Raw genomic sequence first — 17,974 nt, 5'->3', positions numbered from 1 at the left:
ACCGCCGCGTTCACCGCGATCGACGCCCTGGCCGGGCACGCCACCCTCGACGGGGACACCCGCACGATCGACCAGCGGCGGGCGGACGCATTCACGGACGTGTTCACCGGCATCCTGGACCGGCAGACCACCCCCGACGGCACCCCGCTGCCCCGCAAGCACGGGCAACGCGTCGCCGTCCAGGTCACCGTCGCCGCGACGACGTTGCTCGGCCTGGACGACGCCCCGGGGTTCCTTGGGTCCTATGGGCCGATCCCGGCGCAGGTCGCCCGCGAGCTCGCCCAAGACGGCACCTGGCGACGCGTCCTCACCGACCCAAACACAGGGCAGGTCTGCTCCGTCGGCACCACCGCCTACCGGCCGGGCGCGGACCTGACCCGCACCATCTAGGCCCGCGACGTGACCTGCACCTTCCCGGGCTGCCGGCAACCCGCCACCCGCTGCGAGATTGACCACCGCATCCCCTACGACCACGACCGCCCACCCACCCAAGGCCGACCACCCTCCGAAGGCGGACCACCCTCCGAAGGCGGACCACCGTTCAAAGGTGGACCACCCTTCAACGGCGGACCACCCTTCGAGCGCTCGGGACCAGCACAGGCCGACCTCAAGGTCCACGACCCACAGACCTGCGAGGCGAACCTGCACGCCCTGTGCAAGCACCACCACCAAGCCAAGACCGAAGGCTGGTGGAACGTCACCTACAACCCCGCCACCGGCGTCTCCACCTGGACCGACCGACACGGGCTGACCTACGCCCGCCACCCCATCCCCGTCCACATCACCCCGAGCGCGCTCGAACACCGACCACCACCGCCACCGCGCGTCGACCTCGGCGACCCACCCTTCTGACCCTGTGCGCCCGCCAACGCCATGTCCGTCGGCGGCCCTCCCTCCCGAGACGGTGTCGGTGGCGGGCAGCCCTCCCGCAAGAGACGGTGTCGGTGGCAGGCGCCAGGATGGGGCGATGGACGAGGACGACGCGCGAAGATCGGCGCTCGCGCTGCCCGAGGTGTCGGAGCGGCAGAGCTGGGGTCGACCCGCCTGGTTCCACCGCAACCTCGTCGCTCGGATGTGGGACGACGACCGGCTCACGGTACGGGTGGAGGACGACGGGGAGCGGCTCGCGCTGGTCGAGCAGGAACCCACGCTGTACTCGACGACCGATCACCACGCCGGCACCAACCTGGTGCTCATCACGCTCGACGCCGTCGACGCCGGGACGTTGAGCGCGCACCTCGCGGAGTCGTGGTGGTGGGCGGCTCCGCCGGTCCTGCGTCGGAAGCACCCGCAACTCGGGCCACTGGAAGGGCCCTGACTGAAGCGACCGACACGCTTGGCCCGAGCTGCGGGGTGCGGCAGCCGCGAAGTGCGACCTCTGGCGGCGAAGCCACGCACCGCGGCGGCGGGCTGGGAAGCGGGTCGGGACGACAGCGGGACCGCGCGCGCGGCCGGGGCTATCAGGCCGCCGCGGGGCGCGGGCCGTACATGATCAGCGCGACCCCGAGCAGGCAGACGAGGGCGCCGATGATGTCCCAGCGGTCGGGCTTGAAGTCGTCGGCGACCATGCCCCAGACCAGCGAACCCACGACGAAGACCCCGCCGTACGCGGCGAGGATGCGGCCGAAGTGGGCGTCGGGCTGCAGGGTCGCGACGAATCCGTACAACCCGAGAGCGACGACGCCGGCGCCGATCCAGGCCCAGCCGCGGTGCTCGCGCACGCCCTGCCAGATGAGCCAGGCGCCGCCGATCTCGAGGAACGCAGCAGCGACGAACAGCACGATCGACCGGGCGACGGTCATCGGTCCTCCTGGCGGCCCGGGTGTGGCCCGAAACTACCCGGTGACCAGGTCCGGGGTGCGTGCGGGGGCGCGGGCGGCGAACCTCGGCAGGACCTCCTCGCCCACCCGGTACGCCTCCTCGACGTGCGGCCAGCCCGACAGGATGAACTCGTCGAAGCCGACGTCGGCGAGCTCGAGCAGGCGGTCGGCGATCTCGTCGTGGCTGCCGACCAGCGCGGTGCCCGCACCCTCGCGCAGCAGGCCGATACCGGCCCAGAGGTTGGGGCCCACCTGCTGCTCGCGGGCCTCGAGCCCGAGCCCCCGGGTCAGCGCGGTCATCCGCGCCTGCCCGACGGACTCCATGGTCCCGAACCGGGCCTGCGCCGCCGCGCGGGCGTCCGGGTCCATGCCGACGAGCAGGCGATCGGCCTCGGCCCATGCCTCGTCGGCGGTGTCGCGCGCGATGACGTGCAGCCGGACGCCGAAGCGAAGCGTGCGGCCGAGCAGGGCGGCGGCTGCGCGCACCCGCGTGAGGCGTTCGACCAGCGCCGGGACGGGCTCGCCCCAGGCCAGGTAGACGTCGGCGTACCGGGCGGCGACGGCCTCGGCCGCCGGGGACGCGCCGCCGAAGTAGACCGACGGTCGCGGCGCCTCTAGCGACGGGAACCCGCCGCCGACCACGTCGTAGTGCTCGCCGTGGTGCTCGAGGGGCGACGGCCCCCACAGCGAGCGGAACACGGAGAGGAACTCGCCCGTCCGGGAATAGCGCTCGTCGTGGCTGAGGGTGTCGCCGTACGCGAGCTGCTCGACCGGGTCGCCGCCCGTGACGATGTTCACCGCGAGCCGCCCACCGGACAGCCGCTGGAAGGTTGCGGCCTGCTGCGCGGCGAGCGTCGGCAGGAGGAACCCGGGCCGGAACGCCACGAGGAACCGCAGGCGCTCGGTGAGCGGCAGCAGCGCGGCGGTGGTGATCCAGGCGTCCTCGCAGGCCGCGCCCGTCGGGGTGAGCACGGCGTCGAACCCGGACTGCTCCGCAGCGCGCGCGATCTGCCCGAGGTAGGCCAGCGATGCCGGTCGGGTCAGCACCCGCTTGGCCACGCCCGCCGCGGCGACCACGTTTGCGACGTGCCGGCCGTCGCCGTTGGTGGGCAGGAACCAGTGGAAGGAGCTCATGTCAGCCTGTCTCGGGGTCGGCAGGTGGGGCTACCGGAGTCTGCGAACCGCGGTGGCGCGGAGCAAGGCGGGGACGGCGTCGTCTCACCGGCCGGACGCCGCTCACTGCTCGAGGCCTCACGGCGGGGGCCGACGGGACGCTTGGCGCCTAGGGTCGGAGCAGGAACCGAGGGGACGAGGCGCGGCATGAGCGGCACAGAGCCGGACTGGGTGCGGCACGCGATCTGGTGGCACGTCTACCCGCTCGGCGCGGTCGGCGCGTTCCCTGCGACGGGCAACCCGCCCGGTCCCGACGAGCACCGGCTCCGCCGCCTGGTGGCGTGGCTCGACCACGTCGTCGCGCTCGGCGCCTCCGGCATCGTCCTCGGGCCCATCTTCGCGTCGAGCACGCACGGCTACGACACGATCGACTACCTGCGCATCGACCCCCGACTGGGCGACGACGGCGATCTCGACGAGCTCGTCGCCCAGGCGCACGGCCGCGGCCTGAAGGTGCTGCTCGACGGGGTGTTCAACCACGTCGGCCGGGACTCGGCGATCGCGCGCAGGTCGGTGGACGCCCTCGAGGGACGCTCGGACGACGAGGTGTGGCTGCTCCGGGACGCCGACGGTGGGTTCGTCGGCTTCGAGGGTCACGACGCGCTCGTCACGCTCGACCACGCGCACCCGAGCGTCGTCGACTACGTGGTGCGCGTGATGACCCACTGGCTGGACCGCGGAGCGGACGGCTGGCGGCTGGACGCCGCGTACGCGGTGCCGACGACCTTCTGGGCGCAGGTGCTCCCGCGCGTGCGCGCCGGGCACCCGGACGCGTGGTTCGTCGCGGAGGTCATCCACGGCGACTACCCGGCGTTCGTGCGGGACTCGACCGTCGACTCCGTGACGCAGTACGAGCTGTGGAAGGCCGTCTGGAGCTCGCTCAACGAGGCCAACCTGTGGGAGCTCGCGTGGTCGCTGACACGCCACGACGAGTTCCTGGACTCCTTCGCGCCGCTGACGTTCGTCGGCAACCACGACGTCACGCGGATCGCGAGCATGGTCGAGGACGCCCGGCACCGCGCCCACGCCGTCGTGGTGCTGTGCACGGTGGGCGGCACCCCGGCGGTCTACGCGGGGGACGAGCTCGGCTTCACGGGTGTGAAGGAGGAGCGCGAGGGGGGCGACGACGCCGTCCGGCCGGAGCTCGCGGTCGACGGGCCCGGCATCGGGGAGAACGCCGTCCTGCGGCTGCACCAGGACCTCATCGGCCTGCGCCGCCGGCACGCATGGCTCCATCGCGCTCGCACGACGCAGGTCACGTTGACCAACACGAACTTCGTCTACGAGGTCCGCGACGGGGACGACGTGCTGACCGTCGCGCTCAACCTCGACGACGCGCCCCTGGCGATGCCGGGCGGGACCCTCGTGGCCTGCGACGACGCCACCCGGGGCGACCCGGGCACCGTGGCGCCGCACGGGTGGGCGGTGGTCGAGCCCGGCTGAGCCGGGGTCAGCTGGGGATCTCCAGCCAGAAGCCGCCCTCGCCCCAGGTCACACGCAGCCCGCCGACCTCCGGCAGCTCCGTGGAGGCGCAGCCCGACGTGCGCAGGTCGTCGGGCGTGCCGTCCACCCAGCAGACCAGCGTGAGGCCTGCGGGCACGTCGAGCGTGAAGCGCCCGCCGGGCCCGACCGGCGCGAGCACGCCGCCCGCCCGCTCGACCCGGTCCGCGTCGAGCGGCTGGCTGAGGTAGCGGAGCTCGTCGTCGCCGGTGGCGACGTCGGGCCAGACGCCGGCGGCAACGGTCCCGGGCAGGGCGGCGATCCACCCCTGCTCCAGAGGCCGGTCGGACAGGCCGGTGTCGTCGACCGCGACGAGCTGCCCGCGCACGCCCGGGGCATCGGTCGCGCAGCCGCCGGTCGCCGCGGCGAGAAGGGCCAGGGTGCCGACGAGGACCGTGCGCGACGTCATCAGCGCAGGCTAGGCCGCGCGGTGCCGCGGGGAAGGGCGGCGCACCGGGACCCAGCCGGTACGCCACCCTCCCCCTCACCGCACCCCCGGCGGTGGCCTGCTACCAGGTGGACGGCGCGGGCGGCACGACGACCGGCGGGCGGTCGTCGCAGGTGATCGTGTTGGGCAGCTCCCACGGCGCGAACCACGGGCCCGTGGTGCCGCCGCCGTCGTTGCCGCCGAGGTCGATCGACGACCACTCGGACCCGGTGGGCGGGAAGTTGAACGACCCGCAGTTGTTGATGCCGACGGCACCCACGTTGCGCGCGTCCACGTTCTCGAAGGTGGCCGATCCGGCGGCCCGCGCGCTGAGCACCGAGGTCCCGGTGCCGTCCACGCGGATGTCCCTGAAGTGGACGTTGGTCACCGAGTAGAGGTCCTTCACGGGCCAGTCGGCGACGACCATGATCGCGTTGTAGGTGTTGTCGAGGAAGTGGTCGCCGACCACCTGGATGTCCGCGTCGATGTTCTTCTCCAGCGCGAAGAACCAGATCGCGCCGAGCCCGATGTTCCAGTTCAGCTCGAACGTCCCGGCGCGCACGGTCGTGTTGTCGGTGATCCAGAGGTGCCCGGCGAACGGCTCGGCGCCGAACCTCGACCCCACCTGGATGCCCGAACCCTCACGCAGCGGGTCGGCGATCAGGTTGCCGGTGACCGTGTTGTCGGTGCCGCCGTAGATGGCGACGCCGTTGGCGAGCGTCGGCGTCTGGACCGTGTTGTGGTCGAACGTGTTGCCGGAGTTGGTGGTCTTCTCCGCCCACATCGCCAGGCCGTCGTCGCCGGTGTTCCGCACGACGTTGTTCGTCGCGGCGGAGTTCGTGACGCCCGTGTGGAAGTTCAGGCCGTCGGCGATCTGGTCGACGATGACGCTGTTCTTCACCACGAGGTTGTTCATCGGACCGTCCACCCACACGCCAACCTTGGTGTGCTGGATGTAGAGGCCGTCGATGGTCGAGTCGCTCAGCGCGCCGCCGATGCCGTTGACCTGGTCGGTGTCGATGCGTTCGCGCACGTCGCCCTGGATGGCGAACCCGGACAGGTGCACGTTCCGCGAGCCGCCGGCGGCCGCGTCCTTCCCGTAGAAGCCGACGCCGGTGTGCACGGACCCGTCAGGGGCGGGCGTCGCCAGCGCGACCTCGCGACCCTTGATGACGGTGTACCAGGACCCCGCGCCCTCGATCGTCACGTTGTCGACGACGATGTGCCGGTTCACCTGGAAGACACCCGGCGGCACGTAGACCGGCAGGTGCTTGGCCTTGGCGAAGGCGATCGCCTTGTCGAAGGCGTTCGCGGAGTCCTTCTTGCCGAACGGGTCAGCGCCGAACAGCAGGACGTTGGCGGCCTTGAGCTGGACGTGCGGCAGGCCGACCACCTCGGAGTCGAGCAGGTCGATGGCGGTCCACGCCGCGGTGGTGCCGGCGGGCGCCGTCAGGCGGACCTTGGCGCCGGCGGCGTACGTCCGGCCCAGCAGCAGGCGCTGCTCGTCGTAGAAGTGCATCGGCCGGAACGGCGTCGTGATCGTCGGGGCGGGCGTCGTCGCCGCCGGCACGCAGCCGCACTCGGTGATCCACCAGTCGGGGTGCAGCAGCCCCGCGTTCGGGTCGTTGCTGAACGGGTACTGGTTGTAGAGCCACGAGTACTGCAACGTCAGCGTCAGGGTCCGCCTGCCGCCGCCGTCGACGGTGACGTCGAGCGGAGCCGTGATGCCACCGCCGGTCGCCGAGTCGGGGATCGAGTACCGCACCGTGAGGGCGTTGGCGGCCTTCGGCAGCGTGAACTCCACGTACTGCCCGGGCGCGAGCTTCACCGCCGAGCGGCCCGACGCCTCGGCGGGCAGCGTGTACGCGGTCCGGTCGGGGCCGATCACGGTGCCGTTCGTCGCGGCCTTCTCGGCCTCCTGCTCGAGGAATCCGACGGTCGCGCCGCGACCGTCGACCAGCGACGGATCGAGCGCCGCCCGGGTGACGGGGGTGGGGGCCGGGGGCGGGGGCGGTGTGCGCCCGTGGGCCGAGGCCGCACCGCCGGTGCCGACGACGACCGCGAGCGCGAGCACGACGGCGATGGAGCGGTGCGGTGCAGACCGCATGACTGTGTTCCTCACGGGAGCGCCTCCTTGCGCAGCCGGGACGGCACCGGTGGCAAACGGGGGCACGGCGCCGCATGGACGGGACACACCGTACGGAACAGACAAACACGACGACAAGAGCAGATGGGATAAAGCAAGAACTTACGCGAACGAGCGCAAGACCCGACTACTCTCCGACGGGATGGACTGGTGTGCACGGCAGGAATTGGGAGCAAGTCCCCGGACGGAGCAAGGGGTCATGCGTCGAGGTGGGTGACCTCGGCCCAGACCGCGGCCCACGAGCCCCTTGGCCCGTCACAGACCTGGACGAGCCCGCCCTGCTCCTCGTTGTCGACGTCGACGCCGTTGTCGACCACCGCCACCGGCCGGCACCCGACCGCCCAGTCCGGCGCGCTGTCGTACCCGACCAGGACCACGGGCCCGACGACCCCAGCGGGCGGTCCCCACGCCGCGTACCCGTTGTGGCCGCTGGCCACGGGGACGTCGGAGCCGTACCACTCGAGCGCGCCGGCCTCGCCGTAGTTCCCGGTGACGACGAGCTCGGCGTCGTTCGCGGCGACGGCCTCGTCGACGGTCGCGACGAGCGACGGCCAGCCGATCATCTCCAGCTGGTCGTCGTTGAGGTCCGCGTAGACCGACTGGCCGAACGACTCCTCGGGCAGCAGCGGCAGCGCGGTGGGCCAGGCGACCAGCGCGCCGAGCCCGAGAATGACGCCGGCGTTGACCATCCCCCGGGTGCTCCGTCGCGACTCCAGACCGCACGCCCCCGCTGCCAGCAGCACGGGCACCGCACCCACGACGTAGTAGGCCTTGCCGCCGGTCAGGAGGAAGACGATCACGAGCACGAGGAACGCCCAGCCCAGCGGGCGCGCCCGGACCAGCGACGGCACCCGCAGCAGCCGGACGAGGCCGTAGATCCACAGCGCCGCGGCGACCGGGGAGAACTGCACGAGCAGCAGCCCGACGAACTCGAGCCGCGGACCGATGCCGGAGTACTCGTCGCGGATGTCCGAGGCCAGCGTCAGCTGCGGCCAGCCGTGCGTCGCCTGCCAGACGAGGTTCGGCAGCCAGATCAGGAGCGCGATCCCGGCGGCCGCCCAGGCCCACGGGGACCGCAGGTGGTGCCGGACCTCGCCCGTCAGCGCGATGCCGACGACGATCGCCACCAGCAGGAACGCCACGAGGTTCTTGTCCAGCAGAGCGAGCCCGGCGAGCAGCCCGACCACCAGCCACCCGCGGGGCGCGTCCCGGGTCAGGGTGCGCAGCACCGCGTAGACGATGGCCACCCAGAACAGCGTGTCGATCGTCGTCGTCGACAGGATGTGGCCCAGCGTCACCACGACCACGCCGGTCCCGGTGGCGACGACCGTCAGCAGCTGGGCGCCGGTCCCGCCACCGAGCTCGCGCGCGGTGAGCGCCGCGAGCACGACCACGCCGGCGGCGGCGAGCGCGCTGGGCAGGTGGAGGGCGACGAGCGAGCCGGGCGCGACCAGGTCGGCGAGGTGCGCGACCACGGGGATCACCGGCGGCTGGTCGGGGTACCCCCAGGCGAGCCGGCGGCCCGCCGCCACGAAGTAGAGCTCGTCGCGGTGGGGTCCGTACCGCCCGGACAGGGCGACGAGCACCGCGAGCAGCACGCCCGCGGCCGCGAGCACCCAGGGCCAGGCCACAGCCGGGAGCGCGCCGCGACGCCGGCCGACGTCGGCGACGACCACGAGAGGGAGCGTAGCGAAGCGCTACTCCAGGACCGAGAGCTCGTCGGTCGCCTCCGACCACCCCAGGAGCAGACCCTGGAACATCTGGACGTCTGTGACACCGGGCGGGTACGCGATGCGGTCCACCTCGGCACCCGTCCCCAGGTCGTAGGCGACGAGGCCACCGTCGGCCACGCCGGACGACGGCGTCGACGGCACCAGGACGTGGCGGCCGTCGGTGGCCAGCGAGCCGCCGCGGCCGAGCGCCGCGCTCGTCTCCCAGACCGTCCTGCCGGTGCGTCCATCGAGCGCGACCAGCGAGCTCGAGGTGCTGAGGTACACCCGGCCCCGGACCACGATTGCGTCGTAGCCGGGCGAGACGTCGGCGCTCCACCGCGCGCGCCCGGTCTCCCGGTCCCACGCGTGCAGCCGGCCGAGCGCGGTGAGCACCAGGCCGGGCACGCTGCCGTCATCCACGCTGGTCTGCAGCAGGCGCCCGTCGAGCACCCGGTCGCCGGCGGGATCCCCGTCGGCGGACAGGAGCGTCGTCTTCTCGACGACGCCGCCTCCGGCGTAGCTGGCGAGGGCGAGCTCGCCGGTCACGGGGTCGACACCGATGCTGCCGTCACTGCCTCCGACACGCAGCCCGGCCCGGACCACCGCGCCAGCCCCGGACACGAGCGTCAGCGCGCCGCCGTTGCTGAACGCGAGGACGTCGCGGGCGGCGAAGAAGGTCCAGGAACGATAGGTGAACGCGTCGGCGGTCGCCGTCGGGTCGTCCACGAGCGGCTCCGCGTAGCGCCAGCGCTCCTCGCCGGTGGTGGGGTCGTGCGCGACGACCTCGACCCCGCGCTCCGCATCGCGGTGGCCGACGACCAGCAGATCGCTGAGCACGGCGAGCCGGGCGCCGTCGTCGGCGGGCCACTCGACCAGCACGTGCCCGTCGCGGGTGTCGAGGACCACCACCCGCGTGGTCGTCGGCTCGACCAGCGTCTGGGTGCCCCCCTCGGTGATGCGCAGGAAGCCGTCGGTGACCAGGCAGGCGGCGAACGTCGACGGCTGCGGCGCCGGCGCGCCCGCCAGGCACGTCCCGCCGTAGACGGAGCTCGCCGGCTTCGCCCGCTCGGCGTCCGGCCCCAGCAGGGGCGTGGACCACACCGTCTTCCCGGTGCGCTCGTCGACAGCCGTGAAGGTCTGCGACCCGTCCGCGGCGACGACGAGGCTCGCCGACGCCTCCCCCGTGTCGATGCCGCTCCACAGCGAGGTCGCCTCGTCCTGCGAGAGGCTCCGCACCACCCGTAGCGAGTCCCCGAGCGGAGGGACCACACCCGGCACGCGGGCGAGCCGGGCGACCGCGGCGGCGTCCCGCTGGTCGATCACCCACTGCGTCCCGCCCAGCGCCAGCACGGCCACCGCGGCCGCGCCGACCGCCCACCAGCGCCACCGGCTCCGCCCCGGGGCCGGGTCGGGCTCGTCGTCCGCGGCCCCGTCGACGAGGTCGACCTCCTGCATGCTGCCGGCGCGGGCCACGACGGAACTCTCCTGGCGCCGTCAGCCCAGGACCACGAGGCGGCCGTCGTCGCCCCACCCGAGCAGCAGGTGACCCACGGCCACGCTCGAGCGCAGGCCGTCGGGGAACGGGACGCGCCAGGCGGCGTGCCCGTCGTCGAGCGCGAGGGCGACCAGCTCGCTGCGCGGGCCTCCGACCACCGGCTGGTCGGCGACTACCAGGTGCTCGCCGTCCGTCGCCAGGAAGCCGGGCACGTTGCCCTCCGTCGTCTCGCCCCGCCAGACCACCTCGCCCGTCCGCCCGTCGAGCGCGACGACACCGTTCTGCGTGCTCAGGTAGACGCGACCGCCCAGCACCAGGGCGTTGACGGACGCGACGACGTCGGCCTTCCACCGCGCGTCGCCCGTGTCGGCGTCCCAGGCGCGCAGGGACACGTCGGAGGTGAGCACCAGGCCGGGCACGCTGCCGTCGTCGACCGTGAGCGGGAGCAGGCCGCCGGGCAGCTCGACGTCCCCGCGAGAACGCTGCGTGAGGGTGGAGCGCAGAGCACCGGACCCGCTGCTGGAGAGCAGGGCCAGGCGGCCCGCGACAGGGTCGACGACGACGTCGGCATCCCCGGGCTGACTCGCCCGCAGCAACTCGCCCGACGACGACAGCACCGCAGCCGTCCAGCCCGGCACGGCGACCCCCACCACGCCGCCGGCCGCGAACAGCCGGGTCGAGCCGGCGAAGGACCGCCGGTCGGGTCCGGGCGCCGGCGGTACGTACGTCCAACGGACGTCGCCGGTGAGCAGGTCCCGCGCGGTGATCCCGGCGTCGGGGACGCTCACCACGGCGAGCCCGGCCAGCGCCGCGAGCGCGGTCGCCCCGGGCGCGGGCTCGTCCGCGACGACGTGCCCGTCGCCGGTGTCGAGGACGACCACCCTCGTGGTCGTCGCGGGCCTGCGGGTCTCGACGCCCTCGTCGCCGTACTGCACGAAGCCGTCGCTCACCAGGCAGGCGGCCTGCGCGGGCGCCCCCTCGGCGCCGGGGACAGGGACGCACGTCCCCGCCGCGCTGCGGTCGAGCGACCTCGCCCGGGCCTCGTCCGGTCCGACGAGCGGCGTCGAGAACCGCTGCTCCCCCGTGCGCTGGTCGAGGCCGACGAACGCCTGCGAGCCGTCGTCCGCCACGGCCAGACCGACCATGGCGGTGCCGGCGTCCACCCCCTGCAGCAGGACCGCCTGCGCCGCGGGGTCGGGACGCCACAGCACGCCGACGTCCGCATCGACGGGCCGCACGACGCCCGGCGTGGCGGCGAGCCGCTCCTGGGCCGCCCGCTCGCGGGCGTCGAGCGCGGTCTGGGTGACGACGAGGGCGGTGACGAGCACGGCGGCGGCGCCCCCGACGGCCCCCCACCACCGGCCGCGACGACGGGCGGGCGGGTCCGCGACGTCCGCCGGCGCGTCCACCGTCTCGTCGAGCTCGACGTGCTGCATCGCGCTGCTGGCGCTCATGGGACCCCCGGCAGGGCGTCGTCGAGCAGCTCCACCTGCTCCACGTGACGCCGCGGTCCCATCCAGCGACGGTACTGCTGTCTCAGTCGAGCAGCCTGCGCTCGAGGAACGACCGCTCGGCCCGGTTGGTGGTCCGCGTGAGCGCCACGCGGTAGGCGTCGGCGGCCTCGTCGGCGCGGCCGAGGCGGCGGAGCAGGTCCGCCCRGACGGCCGGCACGAGCGGGTGGTCGGGGACGTCCGCGAGCGCGTCGAGCCCCGCCCGCGGCCCGCGCGCCATCCCCACGGCGACCGCCCGGTTGACGCGCGCGGCCGGCGACGGGAGCACCGCGACGAGCTCGTCGTAGAGGCCGAGGATCCGCGGCCAGTCGGTGTCGGCGGCCGTCGGCGCGGTGACGTGGCACGCCGCGATCAGCGCCTGCAGCTGGTACGGCCCGACGCGCTCGCGCCGCAACGCCCGCCGCAGCTCGGCCAGACCCGCCTCGACCAGCGCCGCGTCCCACGCCGACCGGTCCTGCTCCTCGAGCGGGACCAGGACCCCGTCGTCGTCGGCCCGGGCCGCGGCGCGCGAGTGCTGGAGCAGCATCAGCGCGCGCAGCCCGGCGGCCTCGGGGTCGTCCGGCACCAGGTCGGTCAGGAGCCGCGCGAGGTCCAGGGCCTCGTGGCAGAGGTCCACGCGGACCAGGTGCGGCCCGGCCGTCGCGGCGTAGCCCTCCGTGAACAGCAGGTAGACGACGGCCAGCACCCCGGGCGTGCGCTCCGGCAGCTGGGCGGCCGACGGCACGCGGTAGGGGATGCCCGCGACGGCGATCTTGTGCTTGGTGCGGACCAGCCGCTTCGCCATCGTCGGCTCGGGCACCCCGAACAGCCGCGCGATCTCGGCCGTCGTCAGCCCGCAGAGCGTCCGCAGCGCCAGCTCGACCCGCGACGAGAGCGCGAGGGCCGGGTGGCAGCAGGTGAAGAGGAGGCGTAGGCGTTCGTCGGCGATCCCGCTGTCCAGGGCGTCCAGGTCGGGCTCGTCGCGCGGCTCGTCGACGAGGGCCCGCAGCTTCTCGGCGCCGACCCGCTCGCGCCGGATGCGGTCGATCGCGCGGTGGCGCGCCGAGGTGGTCAGCCACGCGCGCGGCACGTCGGGGATGCCGTCACGCCGCCACGTGCGCAGCGCCGCGGCGAAGGCGTCCTGCGTGCACTCCTCCGCGAGGTCCCAGTCGCCCGTGAGCCGGATCAGGGTGGCGACGAGACGCCCCCAGTCCCGCGCGAACGTGTCCGCCAGGACCCGCTCGACCTCGTCGGTCACGAGACGCGCACCGGCCTGACCTCCACCTGCCCGATCGCCGCCGCCGGGTGCGCCGCGGCGATCGCGACCGCCTCGTCGAGGTCGGCGCAGTCGACGAGGGCGAGCCCGCCCACCTGCTCGCGACCCTCGGCGAACGGGCCGTCCGTGAGCAGGACCTCACCGTCCCGCAGGCGCACGGTCGTCGCGGTCGCGCTCTCGTGCAGGCCGACGTGGGCCCGCAGGACCCCGCGCCGCTCGAGGTCCGTGATCCAGGCGTCGAACGTGCCGAAGGCGCCCTCCCGCATGCGGGCCTGAGCGGTCTCCTCGTCGGCGCTGATGAGCAGCAGGTACTCCATGACTGATCTCCCTCGGTGGTGGTGTTCTCCCCTAGGACGAACGGCGCGCTCCACCCAGGACAGTGTCCATCCGCGACCGTCTCCTACGTCCTGGGGTAACACCTGCGACCGAAGGAGAACCATGCAGACCCTGACCTCACCCGACGGCACCCGGATCGCCTACGAGCGCGCCGGCGACGGCCCCGCGATCGTCTTCGCCACGGGCGCCTTCAACGACCACACCACCTGCGCCGAGCTGGCAGACCGGCTGGTCGACGACCACACGGTGGTCACCTACGACCGGCGCGCCCGCGGGCAGAGCGGGGACACCGCGCCGTACGCGATCGAGCGGGAGATCGAGGACCTCGCTGCGCTGGTCGACCTCGTCGGCGGGAGCGCCGCGGTGTTCGGCTTCTCCTCGGGCGGGAACCTTGCTCTCGCCGCGGCGGCCGCGGGCGTCCCGATCACCCACCTCGCCCTCTACGAGGCCCCGTTCGCCCTCGGCACCCTTCCCGCGCGACCGGCCGGCCTGCCCGAGCGGCTCGCGACGCTCCTGGCGCAGGGCCGGCCAGACGACGCCGTCGCGCTGTTCCAGACCGAGGGCGTCGGCATCCCCGCCGCCATGGTCGAGCAGTTCCGCGCCTCGCCGGGCTGGCCCTCGCTGGTCGCGATCGCGCGGAGCACCGTCTACGACGCGACGATCACGTCGACGCTCGGAGTCCCGACCGACGCCATGGCTGCAGTCGCGGTGCCCACCGCCGTGATCACCGGCGCCGAGACGTGGCCCGGGCTGCCGGAGTCCGCGGCCGCGCTGGCCGCGCTGCTCCCGCACGCCCGGCACGTCGTCGTGCCCGGCGGCGCCAACCACGGCATCCCTGCCGAGGCCACCGCGGAGGTCGTGCGCGGGCTGCTCGCGTGATCACCACCGGTGCGCGACGTCGACCACCAGCCGGGACGAGGTGCCGGGGCCGTCGAGGGTGAACACCCGGAACGGCAGCCGCGCCCGCACGCCCAGCCCGACGCTCGTGTACCCCTCGAAGGTGCCGGCGAACACGACCTGGCGGAAGGTGCGGTATCCCGAGACGTTCCGCAGCTCGTTCTTGTTCGCCGGGGAGTAGGTCGGCGTGCCGGCCGCGGTGTAGGCCGGGTCGTTGACCGTGATCTGCAGGGCCGCGCCACCGCGGGTCGGGATGACGAACCCCGAGCCGTCCGCCGTCACCTGCGGCACGTAGTGCACGGTGTAGCCGCCGACGTCGCCCGCCACGTCGATCACGAGCCGGTCGTAGCACGCGTGCTGCCCGGTCCGGACGTTGACCACGGGCGCCTGAGACAGCCCGGACGCCGACTTCTCCAGCGAACCCCACACCAGGCCGCAGTAGGGCGCCGCCGTCGCGCCCGACGCCGGGACCAGCAGGAACGCACCCAACAGGAGCACGATCGACACGAATGCTCGCCTCATCGCACGACCTCCTCGTCGCGCGGGCATCGCGGTGATGTCCGATCCTCCAGGGTAGGGCTCCGACGGCGTGACATAACGGGTGAATTGCGGCACGTCGGGGTGCAGAGCAGGTGTATGCGCCGGCCGTCGGGCCGCTCCTTCCGAGGAGAGCGTGCGCGTGTCGCCCCGACTCTGTCGGTGGCGGCGCGCACGATGGAGACGGACAGGGCGAAGGAGCCGAGCAGATGACCGTCACCGACCAGCTGCACCAGCTGAACATCGAGGTCGAGGCGCAGGTGCGGCGCGAGCTCGAGGGCGCCCCGTGGTTCCGGATCGCGGCGGCCACCAGCCGGGCGCACCACGAGTACGACGAGGCGGTGCGCCGGCACGACGAGGCGGGCGCGCGACTCGCGCGAGACCGCCACGCGGTCCTCGAGCGGATGCTCGCGGACGCGGCCGCCCGAGCACACCGCCGCTGACGACGCCGTCGGCGGGTCGCCGTCCGGACGGCGGCGGTAGCGTGACCGCCATGACCGACGGGCTGCCTGCGCCGGACCGGCGCAACGCCCGCGAGCTGGCCGGGGTGGTCCTGCGCGACGCCGGTCGCACGGTCGCCCGCGCGGATCTCGCTATCGCCTACTGCGCCGCCGTGACGATCGTGACCATGGCGGTCCTGCTGCAGCCCGACGGGCGCCAGGAGGAGATCCTGGCCCGGGTCAGCGGCAACCTCAACAACCTCCGGGTCGAGCCGCTGCTGTCGATGCTCGGCAGCGCGTTCGTCGTCGAGAGCGTGGGGGGCCTGCTGCTCGTCGTGCCGCTCCTCGTCGTCCTGGCCTACCTGCAGCGGTTCGTGGGGCGGCTGGCCTCGCTGGTGGTCGGGCTGGCCGGGCACGTCGGGGCGGGCCTGATCGTCGCGGCCGGCCTGGCCACGGGCATCTTCCACGGGTTCGTCGACGAGAGCGTCGCCGAGGCGACCGACGTCGGCGTCAGCTACGTCATGGCCGCCGCCATGGGGTTCCTGGTGCTCGCCGTCCCGCCGCGGTGGCGCTGGTGGTACCTCGGCGCGACCGCGATCTTCTGGCTGCTCCCCGGCGCGATCAACCGCACGTTCACGGACGCCGGCCACGCGAGCGCGCTGACCATCGGGCTCCTGCTCGCCCTCGTCGCCGCTCGCGCCGTCGCCGCCGACCGACGCGTGCGGGCCTGACTACACCTCGCCGGGCAGCGCCGTCCGGACCACGATGCGCGTCCACGCCCCGAGGTACAGGCGGTCGCCGTCCTCGATCTCGCGACGCTGGCCGGGCGGGATCGGGGTGGTCGGCAACGGGTCGCCCGCGCGGCTCACGTAGGTGCCGTTGGACGACTGCAGGTCCTCGACCCACCAGCGCTGGCCGTCGGTGTTGAGCTGGCAGTGCCGCCGCGAGACGCCGGAGTCGGAGCCGCAGTCGACCGCGGGGTGGATGTTGCGCGACTCGGACGGGCGGCCGACCAGCACGCTGCGCTCGCGCAGGGGCACCAGCCCGGGCAGCCCGGCCGACGGCATCGGCTCCTCCGGCTGCTGCGCCTCGTACCAGTCGGGGTCCACCCAGATCTCCGCGACCCAGGCGTCCTGGCCGTCGGGGGGCGGGGTGGGCAGCTGCGGGGAGGGGTCGGGTGCGGGGTCGGGTGCAGGGGTCGCGACGACCGGCGCGGGGTCCGCGGCGGCCGGCAGGGAGCCCGTCGTGAAGTCGTAGCCGCACGTCTCGCAGAAGAGCGCGAGCGACGACGCCGGGGCTCCGCAGTGCGGGCAGGTGGTCGTCGTCGCCGCGACCGCGGGGGTGGGCGCGGACGCGGGAGGAGCGGCGCTCTCGATCGGCGAGCCGCAGGTGTCGCAGTAGTCGGTCGATGTGGACTGGTGGCCGTTGGGGCAGAGGACGGTGCTCACCGGCGGACCCGGGTGGTCTTGGTCGACGCGGTGTCGAGCGCCATCTCGTCCAGCTTGTCGGCGTTGCGCTTGAGTCGCACGGTGCCCTTCTCCTCGTCGTCGACGTCGACCACCCGGCGCAGCTTGGAGGTGGCCTCCTCGTTGCCGGTCTCGGCGGCCAGCTGCACCGCGCGGCCGAGCTTGACGGTCGCCGTCGCCTCGTCGCCGGCGGCCTTCGCCGCCAGGCCCTCCTGGATCACCGACGCGAGCTCGGCCTGGCCGGTGTAGTGCGCGACCTCGGGGTTGATCCGGGCGGTCAGCGAGCTGTCGTCGGACCAGCGGGCCTTGACCAGCCCCGAGGCCTGGACCTCTCCCCCGACCGCGATCTGCACGCGCGCCGCCAGCTGCTCCGAGCCGACCGGCTTCGACGCCACCCTGATGGCCACGTGGTAGTCGCGCGACTCGTCGCCCCACGCGCCGGTCGGGTACGCGCCCGTGAGGGCGTTCACCTCGGTGCGCCGCGCGGTGAGGTCCTCGACGGTCGGCGCCACCCGACGGACGAAGAGCACCTGCGCGCCCTGCGGTGCCCACACGCGCAGCTCGGCGTCGGCGACGCCCTTGGACATGGAGGTCTGGACGAGCGCGCGGAAGTCCTCGGCGATGTCCGCGGGCTCGCGGATGAGGTCGACCGTGCCCAGCAGCGCGCTCGCGATCGAGCGCAGCTCGGCCACCTCCCAGCTCGAGCCGACGCCGCGCGCGTCGCACTGGAAGTGCCCGGTGACCGCGCTGATCGCCTGCGCCAGCTCGAGCTTCGGCTCCGACTCGTTGCGGCCGTCGGTGAGCAGGATCGCGTGCCGCTGCGCCGCCTGCGGCACCTCGGCGAAGATCGCGTCGGCCAGCCGCAGCCAGGTGCTCATCGCGGTGCCGCCGGACGGCCGCATGAACGAGATCGCCCGCTTCGCCTCGGCCCGCGCGCCCGGCTCCATCTGCACGATCGCGACGGGTGCGTTGGGGTACGGGAAGGCGCGGTTGGCCACGTGGCTGCCGCCGATGACCGCGAACCACGTGCCGTCGACGATCTGGTCCACCGCCACCTGCGCCGCGTACTTGGCGGCCTCGATGTTGGGACCGCTCATGGAGCCGGAGGTGTCGATGATGACGATCTCCGCGACGCCCCCGCCGCTGGTGGCCGCGGTGCCCGCACCCGAGCTCGTCACCGTGACGATCGCGTGCACGTCCGTGGCGCCCTCGGAGAGGAACTCGTTCTGGAACACCTCGGTGCGGAAGTCGGCCACTGT

Annotated in this window: 18 protein-coding genes; 6 read left to right on the top strand and 12 right to left on the bottom strand. The window is 73.8% G+C overall.

The genetic code is table 11. The annotated features are described in order from the left end of the window. The coding region (locus ACXJKA_RS02890) for a DUF222 domain-containing protein (protein WP_456823662.1) at window positions 1-390 on the top strand (390 nt) is incomplete at its 5' end. A gap of 577 nt (window positions 391-967) precedes the next feature. After that, window positions 968-1,318: an MmcQ/YjbR family DNA-binding protein gene (locus ACXJKA_RS02885; protein WP_456823661.1), complete on the top strand. Its 351-nt coding sequence runs from the start codon at window positions 968-970 to the stop codon at window positions 1,316-1,318. 142 nt (window positions 1,319-1,460) lie between these two features. Here the strand turns inward: ACXJKA_RS02885 and ACXJKA_RS02880 are convergent, their stop codons facing one another. Then, complete coding sequence (locus ACXJKA_RS02880) at window positions 1,461-1,802, bottom strand: YnfA family protein (RefSeq protein ID WP_456823660.1); 342 nt, start codon at window positions 1,800-1,802, stop codon at window positions 1,461-1,463. 33 nt (window positions 1,803-1,835) lie between these two features. Continuing rightward, entirely contained in the window at window positions 1,836-2,954 is a 1,119-nt protein-coding gene (locus tag ACXJKA_RS02875) for an LLM class flavin-dependent oxidoreductase (RefSeq protein ID WP_456823659.1), read from the bottom strand. Between the two features lie 186 nt (window positions 2,955-3,140). Between ACXJKA_RS02875 and ACXJKA_RS02870 the strand changes: the two genes are divergently transcribed. Further along, on the top strand, window positions 3,141-4,436 hold the full coding sequence (locus ACXJKA_RS02870; RefSeq protein WP_456823658.1) for an alpha-amylase family glycosyl hydrolase: 1,296 nt from the start codon (window positions 3,141-3,143) through the stop codon (window positions 4,434-4,436). Between the two features lie 7 nt (window positions 4,437-4,443). Here ACXJKA_RS02870 and ACXJKA_RS02865 read toward each other — a convergent pair whose 3' ends face one another. The 7 genes from ACXJKA_RS02865 to ACXJKA_RS02835 all read right to left on the bottom strand — a co-directional run bounded on the left by ACXJKA_RS02865 (window position 4,444) and on the right by ACXJKA_RS02835 (window position 13,356). Beyond that, complete coding sequence (locus ACXJKA_RS02865; RefSeq protein WP_456823657.1) at window positions 4,444-4,902, bottom strand: hypothetical protein; 459 nt, start codon at window positions 4,900-4,902, stop codon at window positions 4,444-4,446. Window positions 4,903-5,002: 100 nt separating this feature from the next. Further along, window positions 5,003-7,042: a glycosyl hydrolase family 28-related protein gene (locus ACXJKA_RS02860; RefSeq protein WP_456823656.1), complete on the bottom strand. Its 2,040-nt coding sequence runs from the start codon at window positions 7,040-7,042 to the stop codon at window positions 5,003-5,005. A 221-nt stretch (window positions 7,043-7,263) separates the two neighbouring features. Beyond that, window positions 7,264-8,742, bottom strand: coding sequence for a glycosyltransferase family 39 protein (locus tag ACXJKA_RS02855; protein ID WP_456823655.1), 1,479 nt, complete (start codon window positions 8,740-8,742; stop codon window positions 7,264-7,266). 21 nt (window positions 8,743-8,763) lie between these two features. Next, on the bottom strand, window positions 8,764-10,251 hold the full coding sequence (locus tag ACXJKA_RS02850; protein WP_456823654.1) for an outer membrane protein assembly factor BamB family protein: 1,488 nt from the start codon (window positions 10,249-10,251) through the stop codon (window positions 8,764-8,766). Window positions 10,252-10,272: 21 nt separating this feature from the next. Then, window positions 10,273-11,727 (bottom strand): outer membrane protein assembly factor BamB family protein, encoded by a 1,455-nt coding sequence (locus ACXJKA_RS02845; protein ID WP_456823653.1) that lies wholly within the window; start codon window positions 11,725-11,727, stop codon window positions 10,273-10,275. A gap of 82 nt (window positions 11,728-11,809) precedes the next feature. Further along, complete coding sequence (locus tag ACXJKA_RS02840; RefSeq protein WP_456823652.1) at window positions 11,810-13,021, bottom strand: RNA polymerase sigma factor; 1,212 nt, start codon at window positions 13,019-13,021, stop codon at window positions 11,810-11,812. Further along, on the bottom strand, window positions 13,018-13,356 hold the full coding sequence (locus ACXJKA_RS02835; protein ID WP_456823651.1) for a YciI family protein: 339 nt from the start codon (window positions 13,354-13,356) through the stop codon (window positions 13,018-13,020). The genes ACXJKA_RS02840 and ACXJKA_RS02835 overlap by 4 nt, the downstream gene beginning before the upstream one ends. Before the next feature lie 121 nt (window positions 13,357-13,477). On the opposite strand from ACXJKA_RS02835, the gene ACXJKA_RS02830 reads away from it, so the two are divergent. Next, a complete protein-coding gene (locus ACXJKA_RS02830) occupies window positions 13,478-14,254 on the top strand; it encodes an alpha/beta fold hydrolase (RefSeq protein ID WP_456823650.1) in 777 nt (258 codons plus the stop codon). On the opposite strand, the gene ACXJKA_RS02825 is transcribed toward ACXJKA_RS02830, so the two are convergent. After that, window positions 14,255-14,794: an AMIN-like domain-containing (lipo)protein gene (locus ACXJKA_RS02825; RefSeq protein ID WP_456823649.1), complete on the bottom strand. Its 540-nt coding sequence runs from the start codon at window positions 14,792-14,794 to the stop codon at window positions 14,255-14,257. A 224-nt stretch (window positions 14,795-15,018) separates the two neighbouring features. Here ACXJKA_RS02825 and ACXJKA_RS02820 point away from each other — a divergent pair, with 224 nt between their 5' ends. Both ACXJKA_RS02820 and ACXJKA_RS02815 read left to right on the top strand, forming a co-directional pair. Further along, window positions 15,019-15,252, top strand: a complete 234-nt coding sequence (locus ACXJKA_RS02820) for a hypothetical protein (protein WP_456823648.1) — start codon at window positions 15,019-15,021, stop codon at window positions 15,250-15,252. A 50-nt stretch (window positions 15,253-15,302) separates the two neighbouring features. Then, complete coding sequence (locus ACXJKA_RS02815; RefSeq protein ID WP_456823647.1) at window positions 15,303-15,980, top strand: rhomboid-like protein; 678 nt, start codon at window positions 15,303-15,305, stop codon at window positions 15,978-15,980. On the opposite strand, the gene ACXJKA_RS02810 is transcribed toward ACXJKA_RS02815, so the two are convergent. Then, entirely contained in the window at window positions 15,981-16,697 is a 717-nt protein-coding gene (locus ACXJKA_RS02810) for an FHA domain-containing protein (RefSeq protein WP_456823646.1), read from the bottom strand. It abuts the gene before it with no gap. After that, a complete protein-coding gene (locus tag ACXJKA_RS02805) occupies window positions 16,694-17,971 on the bottom strand; it encodes a vWA domain-containing protein (RefSeq protein ID WP_456823645.1) in 1,278 nt (425 codons plus the stop codon). The genes ACXJKA_RS02810 and ACXJKA_RS02805 overlap by 4 nt, the downstream gene beginning before the upstream one ends. Between the last annotated feature and the right edge of the window lie 3 nt (window positions 17,972-17,974).

Source organism: Cellulomonas sp. P5_E12 (genome assembly GCF_054049315.1).
This window is presented reverse-complemented; position numbering and strand designations above follow the sequence as displayed.

What these genes read in the sequence shown, in the direction of transcription:
- ACXJKA_RS02885 (WP_456823661.1), top strand. Translation starts at nt 968, where the DNA reads ATGGACGAGGACGACGCGCGAAGATCGGCGCTCGCGCTGCCCGAGGTG.
- ACXJKA_RS02875 (WP_456823659.1), bottom strand. Translation starts at nt 2,954, where the DNA reads ATGAGCTCCTTCCACTGGTTCCTGCCCACCAACGGCGACGGCCGGCAC.
- ACXJKA_RS02830 (WP_456823650.1), top strand. Translation starts at nt 13,478, where the DNA reads ATGCAGACCCTGACCTCACCCGACGGCACCCGGATCGCCTACGAGCGC.
- ACXJKA_RS02865 (WP_456823657.1), bottom strand. Translation starts at nt 4,902, where the DNA reads ATGACGTCGCGCACGGTCCTCGTCGGCACCCTGGCCCTTCTCGCCGCG.
- ACXJKA_RS02820 (WP_456823648.1), top strand. Translation starts at nt 15,019, where the DNA reads ATGACCGTCACCGACCAGCTGCACCAGCTGAACATCGAGGTCGAGGCG.
- ACXJKA_RS02880 (WP_456823660.1), bottom strand. Translation starts at nt 1,802, where the DNA reads ATGACCGTCGCCCGGTCGATCGTGCTGTTCGTCGCTGCTGCGTTCCTC.
- ACXJKA_RS02815 (WP_456823647.1), top strand. Translation starts at nt 15,303, where the DNA reads ATGACCGACGGGCTGCCTGCGCCGGACCGGCGCAACGCCCGCGAGCTG.
- ACXJKA_RS02870 (WP_456823658.1), top strand. Translation starts at nt 3,141, where the DNA reads ATGAGCGGCACAGAGCCGGACTGGGTGCGGCACGCGATCTGGTGGCAC.
- ACXJKA_RS02845 (WP_456823653.1), bottom strand. Translation starts at nt 11,727, where the DNA reads ATGAGCGCCAGCAGCGCGATGCAGCACGTCGAGCTCGACGAGACGGTG.
- ACXJKA_RS02825 (WP_456823649.1), bottom strand. Translation starts at nt 14,794, where the DNA reads ATGAGGCGAGCATTCGTGTCGATCGTGCTCCTGTTGGGTGCGTTCCTG.
- ACXJKA_RS02835 (WP_456823651.1), bottom strand. Translation starts at nt 13,356, where the DNA reads ATGGAGTACCTGCTGCTCATCAGCGCCGACGAGGAGACCGCTCAGGCC.